Origin of the sequence: Kribbella steppae (assembly GCF_004342025.1) — a bacterium.
GTDB classification, from domain to species: domain Bacteria; phylum Actinomycetota; class Actinomycetes; order Propionibacteriales; family Kribbellaceae; genus Kribbella; species Kribbella steppae.
The window spans coordinates 1-12974 of sequence record NZ_SLWN01000025.1; the positions used below are offsets into that span (position 1 = coordinate 1).

A 12974-nucleotide genomic window follows, 5' to 3' on the forward strand; every position below is an offset into this window, starting at 1 on the left:
AAACCGGCCCGCAGACCACTTGACCAGACATAGAAGAGTCGGGTTGGTTACCGCAGGACGGGGTGTTCGGCACAGGAGCGGGTCCGCGTGTCTAGCGTCGAGCGTCGCCCGGGCCTGGGGCCGGGGCTGCTCATAGTTGAATCGCGGGTCGCTCCACGCGCTGCTGCCACCACGTTGGTCGACGAGGCCAACTCGAGGGGTGTTAGTCGTCCATGACGGCCAGGGACCAGCACCAGCCGGCCAGCTCGCGGGCGATGGCGACGTTGGCGATCACGGGCCGTTTGCGGCGCTCGATGAACCGGGCCCAGCGGGCGTGCAGCCGCCGGTTGCCGGCGTCGCCCCTGGCCCGTGCCGCGGGTGATGCGAGATCCCAGCGGTCACGCATCGTTTTGCCGGGCCGGTAGCGGGCCCGGTGGTGCCAGGCGGCCTCGATCAAGAGCCGGCGGACGTGGGTGTTGCCGGTCTTGGTGATCGAGCCCTGCACCCGTGACTGGCCCGAGGAGTACTCGGTGGGGACCAGCCCGACGAACGAGCCGATCGTGTTGCCGGTGAACCGGTGCCAGTCGCCGATCTCGACCGCGAGCGCGAACCCGGTCAGCGTGGAGACACCGCGCAGGCAGCCAAGCCGGCGCACCGACGGGGTGAACTCCGAGTCGGCGGCCATCATGGTGATCGCCTGATCGAGGCGGTCGCGGCGGGCCTGGACGGTCAGCACGGCGTCGTAGTCAGACTCGAAGGTCAGCTGCACCGCCGGGGAGTCGAACCGCTGCCGGCGCAGCCACGCGTCGTGAGCACCGGTCCAGGCCTGGCCACCGGAATAGACGATTCCCTGGCGCAACAACAGCTTGGACAACCGGTGCCGGGCCCGCATCAGATCGCCACGGCAGTCTTCCCGCGCGCGAACCAGGTCACGGGCTGCCTCCTGCTCGACGCCCGGGACCGACACCGAGACGAACTCGTCCAGTCTCAGCAGCCGGGCCAGGTGGATCGCGTCCTTGGCGTCGGTCTTGACCCGATCACCCGACGGCCGCTGCAACTTGCTTGGCGCGACGACCTCACACCTGATCCCGGCCGTGGTCAACGCACGCGACAGCCCGAACCCGGTCGGACCAGCCTCATAGGCCACCGCGACCGGCGCCGGCAGATCCCTCAACCACGACCTAATGTGCTCGTGAGAAGGCGCCAGCCTCGCCTGCACCAGCTCACCCGTCACACCATCGATCGCCGCCGCGACCACCGAACGGGCGTGCACATCCAGCCCAACACTCGTACGCTCGATAAACACCGGGGCCTCCCACACATGTCGGATAGGCCGAGCAGGCAGCCCCTACTCGGCAACCCACGAATCTGTGTGAGTGAGGCCCCGGCCCGCAACCCCGCCACCACGACGGCGTCACGTCATACCGTCTAGTCCCGCGGGGGCAACTGCTGGAGGGCCCAGGAGTTCCCGTCGGGGTCGCTGAAGAAGGCGAAAGTTCCCCACGGGAACTCCTGCAGGTCCGACACCTCGACCCCGCGGCCGGCCAGTTCGGCGCGGGCTGCGGCGACGTCGGGGACGACGACCTGCAGCCCTCGGACCGACCCGGGTTCGGCCTGGTCCATCCCGCTGCCGATCGCGATCGAGCACGCCGATCCGGGCGGCGTCAGCTGAACGAATCTCAGTTCTTCGGTGACCCGGTGATCATGGTCGGCGTTGAAGCCGACCTTCTCGGTGTAGAACGCCTTCGCCCGGTCCACATCCGACACCGGTACCGACACCAGCTCCAGCTTCCAGTCCATGGCAGCAACCTACTGCCTGGGCCGACCCGGATGCTTAAGCCGCGCATCGTGGGGTAGAAATGTGAGCAGAAGCTCTGACCGCGGTCCAGACATGTGCCGCGCCGTGACTCAACGTCGCGAGGTCAGCAAAAATGGTCACCGTAGTTACTCGTAGTGCCGTCGACGAACCGCGCAGCACCGATCCGAAGCAGCGCAGAGACAAGACGACCCGGACCCTTCTGAGCCGGCGGGCCGCCACGACGGACGAAAATCTCCGGCAGTCCCTCCTGGACGAGGCGATCGAGCTCAACCTGAGCATCGCTCACAGCATCGCCACCCGGTTCCGCGGCCGAGGCGTCGAAGCCGACGACCTGGACCAGGTCGCGTACCTCGGTCTGGTCAAGGCCGCCCGCAGCTACGACCCGGACACGGACACCCCGTTCCTGGCGTACGCCGTACCGACGATCAGGGGCGAGGTGAAACGGTACTTCCGCGACTGCTCGTGGACCGTCCGGATCCCCCGTCGCCTGCAGGAGCTGCAGGGATCGATCGCGTCGGTCCGTCCCCAGCTGGTCCAGGACCTGCGCCGCGAGCCCACCCTGGAGGAGCTCGCCGCCGAAATAGGGGCCGAAGTCAACGAAGTGGAGGCCGCGCTGGCCGCCGACGGCTGCTTCTCCGTGCTGTCGCTGGACCGCCCGGTCGACGACGACTCAGGCGCCAATCTGGCCGACACGATCGCGGACTCCGACGACTCCGCCTTCGAGCGGACCGAGGCGGTCGCCGTCCTCGAACCGGTGCTCAGTGAGCTGGCGCCGCGCGAGCGTAGGATTCTGGAACTACGCTTCATCGAAGGACACACCCAGGCCGATATCGGCGCCGAGATCGGAGTGAGCCAGATGCAGGTCTCGCGGCTGCTCCGCGGCATCCTCGACCGGCTGCGCGATCGCATCGAACCGCCCGCGGCAGCTGCCGCTTGACGTCCAAGCCGATCTTCGTGGTGCAGCTGCATGATGCCCGGCGGCTGCACTACGACGTTCGGCTGGAGGTGGACGGGGTCCTGAAATCCTGGGCGGTCCCGCGTGGACCGTCCCTGGACCCGATCGTGAAGCGACTTGCGGTCTTCACCACCGATCACGACCTGGAGTACGCCTCCTACGAGGGCGTGATCGCGGACAGTCAGTACGGCAGCGGTGCCGTGATCGTGTGGGATGCCGGCATCTACACCAACCTCACCCGCGACGATCGCCACCAGTTGGTGGATCCGGCCGAGGCGATCGAGCGCGGGCATTTCAAGGTGCAATTGCACGGCGTGAAGCTGAACGGCGCGTGGGCCTTCACCAGGACCGGTGAGGACTGGTTGCTGGTGAAGGTCCGCGACGCCGCCGCCGATCCAGACCTCGACCTGACCGTCACAGAGCCGCGGTCAGTGCTCAGTGGCCTGACCATCGAGGACATGGCTACCAAGAGTTGAGGTGAAGGACCTCGTCCAACGGCTGACGAGGAGCCGGCTTGAAGTCGGTCCCGATCGTGTACGCGGTCGGGATCAGCACCGTCTGCCGCATTTCCTCGGGCAGGTCGAGCAGCTCGCCGACCTCCTGCTCGTACCTCATGTGCAGCGTGGTCCACGCCGTACCGAGGCCACGGGCGCGCGCGGCCAGCATGTAGCTCCAGGCGGACGGCAAGATCGAGCCCCACAACCCGGCCTGGTTCCCGGCCGGCAGCGACCGCGCCTCGAGGCACGGGATCACGAGCACCGGGACCTGGCCCATCCGCTCGCCCAGGTAGGCCACGCTGTCACCGATCCGGCGCTGCACCGGCCCGCGCACCGGGTCGTCGGAGAACAGCTTCCCGGCCGCGCCGGACCCGGCCAGGTACTTCTCCACCGCGAGCCGGTAGTACTCCCCGATCGCCGCCCGCTTCTCCGCGTCCGTGATCACCAGCCAGTGCCACGACTGCCGGTTACTCCCGGAGGGAGCCTGCAAGGCGATCTCGATGCACTCGCGGATCAGCTCGAGCGGGATCGGCTTGTCCAGGTCCAGCCGCTTGCGGACGGTGCGAGTGGTGGTGAGCAGTTCGTCAGGCGAGAGATCGAGTGTGGTCACCGCTCCACTATCTCAGCAGGTGTAGAGCGAATTGGGGTGCACCTTCTCACAGAAGCGGACGTGCAGGTGGTTGTCGTGCGCGTCCCATTGGGAGGTCAGGCCCTCGCTGATCAGCACCGGGTCGTTGAAGAAGATGATCCGGACATGACCCGGCGCAGCGGCCCGGATCGCCTGTACCAGTTGGCGAGTGGCGGCCTTCATCTCGCTCGCCTTCACCATCGGCACCACTTTCCAGCCGGCCAAGCGCATCCCTCGCGACCAGGTCCTGCACTGGAACCAGTGGTAATCCCTACTGGAAAGGCGTGGGGTCCCCGGCGCCGACTCGGACGACCTCGGGGACGTCGTCGGAGAAGTCGATGACGGTCGTGGGCTCGGTGCCGCAGTCGCCGGAGTCGACGACGGCGTCGAGCTGGTGGTCGAGGAGTTCTTTGATCTCCCAGCCCTGGGTCATCGGTTCTTCCTCCTCGGGGAGGAGGAGGGTGCTGGAGAGCAAGGGTTCGCCGAGTTCCTCGAGGAGGGCCTGGGTGACGATGTGGTCGGGGATACGGACACCGACGGTCTTCTTCTTCGGGTGGAGCAGGCGGCGTGGGACTTCCTTCGTGGCCGGCAGGATGAAGGTGTAGCTCCCCGGCGTGGCCGCCTTGATCGACCGGAAGACCGCGTTACTGATGTGCACGAACTGCCCCAACTGGGCGAAGTCCTGACACACCAGCGTGAAGTGGTGCCGATCATCCAGCTGCCGAATGGCGCGGATCCGGTCGATGCCCTCCCGGTTCCCGAGCTGACAGCCGAGCGCGAAGCAGGAGTCGGTCGGGTACGCGATCAGGCCGCCCTCGCGCACCAGCTCCACCACCTGGCCGACCGCGCGCCGCTGCGGATTCTCCGGATGTACGTCGAAATACCTCGCCATAACCGCCGAGCCTAGTGCCCGGCGTCCGACTCACCGCGCCGACTCAACGCGCCGGGCCGACCGCCGTCGCCGTCACGACCAGGTTGTCCTCGTATCCGCCGCCCGATGCGTCGTATGCGCCGGTGCAGGTGATGAGGACCAGACGATGGTCGACTTTCTGATCAAAGGCGCCACTGCGGGTAGCGAGAGCGTTCTTCGGCACCGAGACGACCGAGCTGACCCGGTAGGTCGCAGTGTGGCCGGAGCCGTGCAGTACGACGAGCTCGCCCGGCTTGATGCGGAGCAGGCGGGCGAAGTACCCGATCCCATCGGTCTTGGTATCGACATGGCCGGCCAGAACCACCGACCCGAACGGGTCGCCGGCCTGAGCGCCACCGTCCCACCAACCGACGCGATCGCCTTGCTCTGGGACCTTCAGTTCGGCGTCGACCGTGCTGGCTCGCTCCACCGGGGCCTTCGCGCCACCCGGAAGCACCACCTGGGCAGGCACGAACCAGATCCGCTGACTCGGCGCCGGCGTACCGATCCGGGCCGGCGGTGCGGACGTCGGATCAGTCTCCACCGGAGACGGCGTGGCCCTGGGCTCGATCAGTGGAACGAACCCAGGGACACCACCACGAGTAGCCGGAACGGACGACGGCGTTGGGGTGCCACCGTCCGTCCCGGGGTCCGGCATGGACGAAGCCGTCTGCGCAGCGCACCCCTCCAGGCCCGCGCAGCACAGCACCAGTACGAGCAGGAGGTTCCTCAGCGACGGACCACCTTCCGGACCGTCACCACTGCTGCCATCAAGCCGGCCAGGACCACCACGACCCAGAGGCCGGAGGTGGAGCTGTGCGCCTGGTTCAGCTCCGCCGCCTGACCACCGGACCCGGTGTCCACCAGCCCCGGCGTCCCCGAACCCGTCGCCGGCAGCTTGATCGTCCCGAGCGCGACATTCATCGTCTTCGCATTCGGATTTCCGACCGCGAACACCCGGGTCAGATATCCGGCCTGGGCCGGCAGGTCCAACGGACCGAGAACAACAGGTGAACTCGCGCCGGCCGGCACGATGTCCACCTTGTAGGTGGCCGCAGGCACAACCGCCTCGAGCGATTCTCCGTTCGCCACATTCGCGAACGCGACCTTTCCGTTCACCCGGATGTCGGCCGGCCCGACGGCCGCGTCGTGCGCGACCCGCAGGGCTGCCTTGTCCGTCGGGATGGCGCTCAGCTTGTTCACGTACGACGTCAGCACGGGCGCACCCGTGGGCGAGACCGGCAGATGGATGACGGCGTCGACGCTGGCTCCGGATCCGACCGAGACTTCCCGCTGGATCACTACTGTTCCGCCCTGTTTGGCGGTGAGCATTCGCTTGCCCGCGGCAACCCCGAACGGCCCGGCGATCTTCGTCGTCGCGAGCCCGGTGGCCACCGTGCGGCCGTCGATAGTGATGTCGAGCGTCCGCCCGGGCAGGCCCTGGACGACGTACAGGTTCGCGCCCGCGGCCCCGTCGGCCGGCACCGCGAGCATCACCGGCGCCGCCGCTACCGTCACCGCCAGGGTCAGCGGAACTACTCTTCGAATTGCCGGACCGGGAATTCTCGAAATTCCATCCAATACTGCCCGGAATGATCCGGACACGCTGCGTCTCACCATTTTGTGCCCCCTCGATGTCCCCATGAATTAAAACGGCAGTAATTGCCGTACCCCACTAATTGCGGCGTATCGTATGCGCAAGTCCGATCCGACCGCCAGAGGAGCGGCCGGATCCGTTGGGGGGCGATGACTCATGTCGGAACGCGGTTCTCCGACCAGAGCTCATGCGGCGAGCCCGGAGTTCCTCCCGATCGAGCTATCGGGGGTGGAGGAACTCAGGCCGCGGCGGACTTCGGGGGTGCGGTGGCTGGCTACGGCCGCGCTGACTCTGGGGCTCAGCGCGGCCGCGGCCTGCTCACCCGATACCGCCGGTCCGGTCGCACCCAGTCCGGCGCCGGGCCGGAGCCCCACCACGCAGGTCTCGCAGCCGGGCCAGACGGCCTCCACCAGCCCCGGTCCCGGCGCGACCGTGCCCGGGATCCGGATGAATGTCGTCGCGCTCAAGGACGGATCGTTCGACATCACCGAGGAGGTGATGCTGCCGAGAGCGACGAACATTCTGCAGGTACAGCTCCCCGCGTCCGGTGCAGAGCTACCCGGGATGATGACCAAGACGTTGCCGATAGCGACCAACCTCCGCATACAGGCGAACGGAGTGACCATCCCGTTGGCCAGCTCCAGTGTCACCAATACAACGGACGTGCCGCTGACCACCGCCGCCACGAACCTGCGCCTGACCTACCGCCTGTCCGGTTCGACGGTCCGGCGTACGGAGTCGAAACCGGAGCGGGCCTCGTCGGCCCTCCGGCCGCTCACCGCGATCTCCGAGGGCGGGCTGCCGACCACCTTCACCATCACCGGCGGCGAACTGCTCAACGCGGTCTGCCCTCTGCTGACCGAGACCCGCTGTGCGGTCGGCGATCCGCCCAACCTCTCGGTCCTGCAAGGGATCCCTGCCGACAAGGCACTCGTCGTCCTTCAATTGGACCTTCCGCAGCCGCAGTAACCGCCTACTGTGAGTCCATGACGGACGAGCGGATCGCGTTCGGGACCAGCCGGGCCAGGTGGGTCCTCGCGGCCACGGCCCTCGGATCGGGGATGGCGTTCCTCGACGGCACGGTGGTCAATGTCGCGTTACCGGCGATGGGCGAGGAATTCGACGCCGAGGTGGCCGGCCTGCAGTGGATCATCAACGCGTACATGTTGCCGCTCGCGGCCCTGATCCTGCTCAGCGGTTCGCTCGGCGACCGGCTCGGCCGGCGGAAGGTGTTCGTGGTCGGGGTGGTCTGGTTCGCGATCGCGTCGGTGATCTGCATGGTGGCCCCGAGCATCGAGGTGATGATCGCGGGGCGGGTCCTGCAGGGCATCGGCGGTGCGCTACTCACCCCGGGCAGCCTGGCCATCCTGCAGACGTCGTTCGCGCAGTCGGATCGCGGCAAGGCGGTCGGCGCATGGTCCGGTCTCACCTCGGTCGCCGCGGCGGTCGGGCCGTTCGTCGGCGGCGGCCTGGTCGACAGCGGTTCCTGGCGGCTGATCTTCCTGCTCAACCTCCCGATCGCGCTGGTGACCGTCCTCATCACTCTGCGACACGTGCCGGAGTCCCGCGACGAGACCGCGGCCGGCAAGCTCGACATCACCGGCGCCGTGGTCGTGACCACCGGACTGGGCGGCCTCACCTTCGGCCTGATCAGGGCCGGCGACCGGGGCTTCGACGATCCCGTGGTGCTGGTCTCGCTGGCCATCGGGGTGATCGCGCTCGCGGTGTTCGTGGAGGTCGAGCGGCGCAGCTCGCACCCGATGCTGCCGCCAGGCATCTTCGCCAACCGCCGCTTCACCGGGGCGAACCTGGTCACGGTCGTCGTGTACGGCGGTCTCGGTACGGCGACCTTCCTGCTGGTCGTGTACCTCCAGACGGTGCTCGGGTACTCCGCCCTCTGGGCCGGCGCCGCCCTGCTGCCGATGACCGTGCTGATGCTCGCTCTGTCCGGGTACGCCGGTGGACTCGCGGACACGATCGGCGCTCGGATCCCGATGACGGTCGGACCGCTGCTGATGGCCGCGGGCTTCCTGCTGATGCTCCGGATCGAGCCGGGCGTCAGCTACGTCAACGCGGTTCTGCCGGCGGTCGTCGTACTCGGACTCGGCCTCGTCGCGACGGTCGCGCCGCTGACAGCGACCGTCCTGTCGTCGGTCGAGGATCACCACGCCGGGATCGCGTCGGGCGTGAACAACGCGGTCGCCCGGTCGGCGCAGCTGATGGCGGTCGCCGCGATCCCGATCGCGGCCGGCATCACCGGTGACAGCTATCGCGATCCAGTTGCCTTCAGCAATGGATTTGGCAACGCACTGTGGATCTCGGCCGCACTGACCGCGGCGGGCGCGGTGGTGGCCTGGGTCACCGTGGGCGACCGCGACGCGACGCCGGTGGACGTCCATCACCACCCGCACTGCGCTCTGGAAGCACCGCCGTACGCGCACAGTCGCGAGTCCTGAGCGCGTACGGCAGCGACATGTCGACAAATCCGCTGGCGGAACTGAGCTGTCAGGTGCAGTTCGGGAGGTCTCGGCCGGTGTTGTCCTTGGCCTCGTCGTTGCCCCAGCGGGAGAGGTAGTACGCCGACACCCACTGGTTCGCCGGGCCTACGTCGAGGTCCGTCTTCATCCACCAGTGGTTGTACGCCGTACCGACCCTGACCTCGGGTCCCCAGACCTTGCAGTAGACGTAGTTGGTGCCCGCGTAGAGCGTGCCGGTCTGCGTTCCGCCGGGCGTGCTGTGACCGGGTGCGTTCGCGAAGGTGTCGACCCAGAACTTGCCGTCGCCGGCGCCGCAGTTGGCGCTGGTTTCGAAGTGCTGGTTGTACGACCAGGTGAGCGGCACCGCGTGCCCGTTGAACCACGACTGTTGGACGCTGCCGTTGAGCTTCTGCTCGTAGTGCAGGTGCGGACCGGTGCTGTCGCCGGTGTTGCCGACGATGCCGATCTGTCTTCCCTGGCTCACTGTGTTGCCGACGGCAACATCACGGCGATCCATGTGCAGGTACCGGGTCTGCCAGCCGCCACCGTGGTCGATGACCACCATGTGACCGCCGCTGGACGACAGCAGCGAGGCACTGACGGTGCCACCGGCCGATGCGAGGACCGGCGTACCGCGGGTGGCTCCGCTCGGCGAGACCATGTCGAGCATCCACTGGCTGGCGTGGCCGCTGTGGGTCGCGGTGGTCCAGCGAAGACCGCACGGGATCGGCATCTGGAAGCCGGGCGCGGCCAGGGCCGAGGTTTGTCCGCCGATCAGGCCGGCGGAGACGAGTGTTGCGAGCAGCAACAGGTGGACGATGCGCTTCAGGTTCATGGGGGCGGCTCCCTATCAAGAGGGCACAGCGCGATCAGTTGCGGCTCAGGGTGACGCTCCGCCAGGCGATCAACAAGCCTTTCGACCTGGGCGAAAACTCACCGTGCCTTGAGATAGTGCTTTCGCACATCCGGCGCGAGCCGCTCGATCGCGTACCGGAGCATCGTCCGCGGCATCACCGTCGCGTGCTGGTCGAGGAACGCCAGCAGTTCGTCCTCCGAGACCCGCTTACCGGCCTCGCGCAGCATCCACCCGGACGCCTTGTGGATCAGGTCCTCCCGATCATCGAGCACCAGGGCGGCCAGCGCATACGTGTCCGCGCTCTCTCCACGCATGATGAACAGATGGGTCGCGACCAGCGCGATCCGCCGTTCCCACAGCGACGACGATCGGACCAGCGTGTAGAGAACGTCCCGCGGCTTGTCGAGCAGGTACCCGCCGACGATCTCCGAGGTGCTGCAGTCGACCAGGTCCCAGTTGTTGATGTACGCCGTACTGCGCAGATACAGCTCGTAGATCGCGGTGACCTCGGCCGGATTCGCCGTACGCGGCTTGAGACTGCGAGCCGCGCGATCGGCGAGCAGACAGAGGACGGCCAACCGGTGCTCGTGGATCGGGCTCTTCAGCGCCTGCTCGAGCTCGGCCAGCGGCAGATCCGCACGCTGGTAGGGCTTGATCAGGCCGCGGATGGTCGACAGTTTCACGCCGATCATCTGGTCGCCGTGACCGTAATCACCCGGCCCCAGCTTGAAGTAGCCCGCGAGGAACTCCGCCACCGCGGGGTCCGCGGCGGCGTCGATGTCGGCGAGGAGGTCGGCCGTGCTCAGATCAGCAGCCCTCCGGTGGCGCGCAGGTTCTGGCCGGTCAGCCAGCAGCTGTCGGGCCCGGCCAGGAAGGCCACCACGTCGGCGACGTCGGCCGGCTCGCCGTCGAGTACGCCCATCACAGCCCCTTCTGCAGTTGCCGCATCGTCGCGATCTCCTTCGTCTGGGTGACGCCGACCTCCTGGGCCAGCTCCCCTATCTGAGGGTCCGTTCCCTTGTCTACCACCGTGCCGCTCATCGTGACCGCACCTTGGTGGTGCTTGATCATCAGACTCAGGAAGAGCTGGTCGAACGCCTTGCCGCGCGCCTTCTCCAAGGTGATCAGCTCGTCCTGGCTCGCCATGCCGGGCATGTCGCTGTGGTCCGTGTGGTCGACGTGGGTCAGGTCAGGTGGGGTCTGACCGCGGGCAACGAGCATCTGCCGCATCGCCTCGATCTCCGGCTGCTGGCCGACCCGGATCCGCTCGGCGAGCGCCTTGACCTTCGCATTCTCTGCCGACGTCGCGGCGTAGCCGGCCATTCGGAGCGCCTGGGTGTGGTGGACCATCATGTCGGCCAGGAACGCGACGTCGTCGGGGTCGACCCCGTTCGTTGGGCTGGGCAGCGCGGACAAGGTCTGGTTCGGGCCGCCCGGCGTACCGGGGACGATCACCGGCGGCTGGGAGGCGGGCGGTTCGGCCGCGGGTTTCGTCGTACTGCATCCGGCGAGTACGGCGACAAGCACAACGGTCACGCCTGAGCGGCAGATCCCCACGGCCTCACTCCTTGTGTCAGATCGCTTCCATAACGTGTGTATCACGCCTAGTCTGGGGACCGAAGAAAAACCGAAGAAGGGACCCAGGCATGCGCCGCCCCCGCACGCTCGTCCGTCTTGCCCTGACTGTTGCTCTGCTCACCGGTCTCGCCGGTACGGCCTCGGCCGCCCCACCCGACACGGGTGCGTCGAAGAGCGACAACATCACGCATCTGGCCAGTGTGCCGATGACCGGTCCGCTGACCGGTGGTGTGAACACCGACATCGCGTTCGCCGGCAAGAAGGCGTACGTCGGCAACTACGCCGGCTTCGCGATCTACGACGTCGGCGATCCCGCGAATCCGCGGATGATCAGCCAGGTGTCCTGCCCGGGCAGCCAGAACGACATCAGCGTGTACGGCGGCCTGCTGTTCCTGAGCACCGACCAGTCCCGCAGCGACAGCTCGTGCCAGAGCGTGCCGCAGTCGCCGAAGATCAAGGAGTCGTGGGAGGGCATCAAGATCTTCGACGTCCGCGACCCGGCGAACCCCCGGTACGTCGCCGCCGTCGAGACGAAGTGCGGGTCGCACACCCACACCCTGATCCCGGAGCCGACGAAGCGTTCGGTCTACATCTACAACTCGTCGTACTTCCCGGACGCCACCTACCCGGACTGCCTGCCGCCGAACGACCGGATCGACATCATCAAGGTGCCGCTGCGGGACCCGGCCAAGGCCGCCGTGGTGGCGTCGCCGGTGCTGTTCCCGGACGGCGGGTTCCCGGGCAGCGAGACGGGTTACGAGACGAGCGGTTGCCACGACATCACCGCCTTCCCGGCCCGCAAGATCGCGGCCGCTGCCTGCATGGGTGACGGCGTACTGCTGGACATCTCCCGGCCGGCCGCACCGCGAGTGATCGACCGGGTCCAGGACGCGACGAACTTCTCCTTCTGGCACGGCGCGACGTTCAACGGCGACGGCACCAAGGTCGTCTTCATGGACGAGCTCGGTGGCGGTGGCGGAGCCGAGTGCAACGAGGTGGTCGGGCCGGACAAGGGCGCGACCGCGGTCTTCGACATCAAGCACCAGAAGCTGAACTTCCGCAGCTACTACAAGATCCCGCGGCACCAGGCCGAGGGGGAGAACTGCGTCTCGCACAACGGTTCGCTGATCCCCGTCCGCGGCCGCGACATCATGGTGCAGGCGTGGTACCAGGGCGGCTTCTCGGTCTGGGACTTCACCGACTCGGCGCACCCCTACGAGATCGGGTACTTCGACCGGCCGCCGCGCCAGCCGTCCTCGTTCGGCGGCTACTGGTCCGTCTATTACTACAACGGCACGATCTACGGCACCGAGTCGGTGACCGCGTTCGACACCTTCAAGATCTCCGACAAACGGACCGACTCGGCCGGCCGGGTCAAACTGTCCGAGCTCAACGTCCAGACTCAACCGGCCTTCTGGGGGTGATGCGTTGGTTCGAGGCGATTGCACAGGCAGGTGATCGAGGCATCTGCACAGGCAGATGCAATAGCTGGTAGCGCTTACATCCCTGGTTAGATCACGCTCCGAGGTCATCCCGCTCAGACCCGTTGTGACGCTTGCGCGTTGGGGCATACGGTGAGAGCAGGGCAGTTCCACTTCGCCAGGACCGACCGGCGTTCGCGGAACCACCCGGGGGAGAGACCGGCGTGAGAAGCCAGCCTGAGCCGCGGGACGGCGAG

16 protein-coding genes are annotated in these 12974 nt (G+C 67.5%); 5 read left to right on the forward strand and 11 right to left on the reverse strand.

All coding sequences use genetic code 11. The annotated features are described in order from the left end of the window. Positions 1–202: 202 nt before the first annotated feature. Entirely contained in the window at positions 203–1285 is a 1083-nt protein-coding gene (locus EV652_RS42005; RefSeq protein WP_132216525.1) for an IS110 family RNA-guided transposase, read from the reverse strand. A gap of 122 nt (positions 1286–1407) precedes the next feature. Then, positions 1408–1779, reverse strand: coding sequence for a glyoxalase superfamily protein (locus EV652_RS42010; RefSeq protein ID WP_132216528.1), 372 nt, complete (start codon positions 1777–1779; stop codon positions 1408–1410). A gap of 131 nt (positions 1780–1910) precedes the next feature. On the opposite strand from EV652_RS42010, the gene EV652_RS42015 reads away from it, so the two are divergent. Together EV652_RS42015 and EV652_RS42020 are read left to right on the forward strand one after the other, a co-directional pair. Beyond that, entirely contained in the window at positions 1911–2735 is an 825-nt protein-coding gene (locus EV652_RS42015; protein WP_132216531.1) for a SigB/SigF/SigG family RNA polymerase sigma factor, read from the forward strand. After that, positions 2732–3229, forward strand: coding sequence for a DNA polymerase ligase N-terminal domain-containing protein (locus EV652_RS42020; protein WP_132216534.1), 498 nt, complete (start codon positions 2732–2734; stop codon positions 3227–3229). The genes EV652_RS42015 and EV652_RS42020 overlap by 4 nt, the downstream gene beginning before the upstream one ends. Here the strand turns inward: EV652_RS42020 and EV652_RS42025 are convergent. The 6 genes from EV652_RS42025 to EV652_RS45645 form a co-directional block, all read right to left on the reverse strand. After that, complete coding sequence (locus EV652_RS42025; RefSeq protein WP_132216537.1) at positions 3216–3860, reverse strand: nitroreductase family protein; 645 nt, start codon at positions 3858–3860, stop codon at positions 3216–3218. The two genes, EV652_RS42020 and EV652_RS42025, sit on opposite strands and share 14 nt — an antisense overlap. A 12-nt stretch (positions 3861–3872) precedes the next feature. Next, complete coding sequence (locus EV652_RS42030) at positions 3873–4079, reverse strand: hypothetical protein (protein ID WP_199238707.1); 207 nt, start codon at positions 4077–4079, stop codon at positions 3873–3875. 70 nt (positions 4080–4149) lie between these two features. Next, entirely contained in the window at positions 4150–4770 is a 621-nt protein-coding gene (locus tag EV652_RS42040; RefSeq protein WP_132216540.1) for an L-threonylcarbamoyladenylate synthase, read from the reverse strand. 43 nt (positions 4771–4813) lie between these two features. Further along, complete coding sequence (locus tag EV652_RS42045) at positions 4814–5332, reverse strand: class F sortase (protein ID WP_242002325.1); 519 nt, start codon at positions 5330–5332, stop codon at positions 4814–4816. Positions 5333–5517: 185 nt separating this feature from the next. After that, positions 5518–6306, reverse strand: a complete 789-nt coding sequence (locus EV652_RS42050) for a DUF4397 domain-containing protein (protein ID WP_242002326.1) — start codon at positions 6304–6306, stop codon at positions 5518–5520. Between the two features lie 264 nt (positions 6307–6570). Next, positions 6571–6852 (reverse strand): hypothetical protein, encoded by a 282-nt coding sequence (locus EV652_RS45645; protein WP_242002327.1) that lies wholly within the window; start codon positions 6850–6852, stop codon positions 6571–6573. Between EV652_RS45645 and EV652_RS42055 the strand changes: the two genes are divergently transcribed. Both EV652_RS42055 and EV652_RS42060 read left to right on the forward strand, forming a co-directional pair. Further along, positions 6833–7354, forward strand: coding sequence for a hypothetical protein (locus tag EV652_RS42055; protein ID WP_242002328.1), 522 nt, complete (start codon positions 6833–6835; stop codon positions 7352–7354). The genes EV652_RS45645 and EV652_RS42055 overlap by 20 nt on opposite strands. A gap of 17 nt (positions 7355–7371) precedes the next feature. Next, complete coding sequence (locus EV652_RS42060; protein WP_132216552.1) at positions 7372–8841, forward strand: MFS transporter; 1470 nt, start codon at positions 7372–7374, stop codon at positions 8839–8841. A 49-nt stretch (positions 8842–8890) separates the two neighbouring features. Here the strand turns inward: EV652_RS42060 and EV652_RS42065 are convergent, their stop codons facing one another. The 3 genes from EV652_RS42065 to EV652_RS42080 all read right to left on the reverse strand — a co-directional run bounded on the left by EV652_RS42065 (position 8891) and on the right by EV652_RS42080 (position 11254). Beyond that, entirely contained in the window at positions 8891–9697 is an 807-nt protein-coding gene (locus tag EV652_RS42065; protein WP_132216555.1) for a M23 family metallopeptidase, read from the reverse strand. 98 nt (positions 9698–9795) lie between these two features. After that, positions 9796–10572 carry a DNA alkylation repair protein gene (locus EV652_RS42070; protein WP_369410069.1) on the reverse strand — a complete coding sequence of 259 codons (777 nt, stop codon included), beginning with the start codon at positions 10570–10572 and terminating at the stop codon, positions 9796–9798. 67 nt (positions 10573–10639) lie between these two features. Then, complete coding sequence (locus EV652_RS42080; RefSeq protein ID WP_132216561.1) at positions 10640–11254, reverse strand: DUF305 domain-containing protein; 615 nt, start codon at positions 11252–11254, stop codon at positions 10640–10642. A gap of 110 nt (positions 11255–11364) precedes the next feature. Here EV652_RS42080 and EV652_RS42085 point away from each other — a divergent pair, with 110 nt between their 5' ends. Then, positions 11365–12720 (forward strand): LVIVD repeat-containing protein, encoded by a 1356-nt coding sequence (locus tag EV652_RS42085; RefSeq protein WP_132216564.1) that lies wholly within the window; start codon positions 11365–11367, stop codon positions 12718–12720. Positions 12721–12974: the final 254 nt, after the last annotated feature.

Coding starts and splice junctions, on each gene's coding strand:
- EV652_RS42055 (WP_242002328.1), top strand. CDS start 6,833: ATGAATGTCGTCGCGCTCAAGGACGGATCGTTCGACATCACCGAGGAG.
- EV652_RS42040 (WP_132216540.1), bottom strand. CDS start 4,770: ATGGCGAGGTATTTCGACGTACATCCGGAGAATCCGCAGCGGCGCGCG.
- EV652_RS42010 (WP_132216528.1), bottom strand. CDS start 1,779: ATGGACTGGAAGCTGGAGCTGGTGTCGGTACCGGTGTCGGATGTGGAC.
- EV652_RS42065 (WP_132216555.1), bottom strand. CDS start 9,697: ATGAACCTGAAGCGCATCGTCCACCTGTTGCTGCTCGCAACACTCGTC.
- EV652_RS42015 (WP_132216531.1), top strand. CDS start 1,911: ATGGTCACCGTAGTTACTCGTAGTGCCGTCGACGAACCGCGCAGCACC.
- EV652_RS42030 (WP_199238707.1), bottom strand. CDS start 4,079: ATGGTGAAGGCGAGCGAGATGAAGGCCGCCACTCGCCAACTGGTACAG.
- EV652_RS42060 (WP_132216552.1), top strand. CDS start 7,372: ATGACGGACGAGCGGATCGCGTTCGGGACCAGCCGGGCCAGGTGGGTC.
- EV652_RS42085 (WP_132216564.1), top strand. CDS start 11,365: ATGCGCCGCCCCCGCACGCTCGTCCGTCTTGCCCTGACTGTTGCTCTG.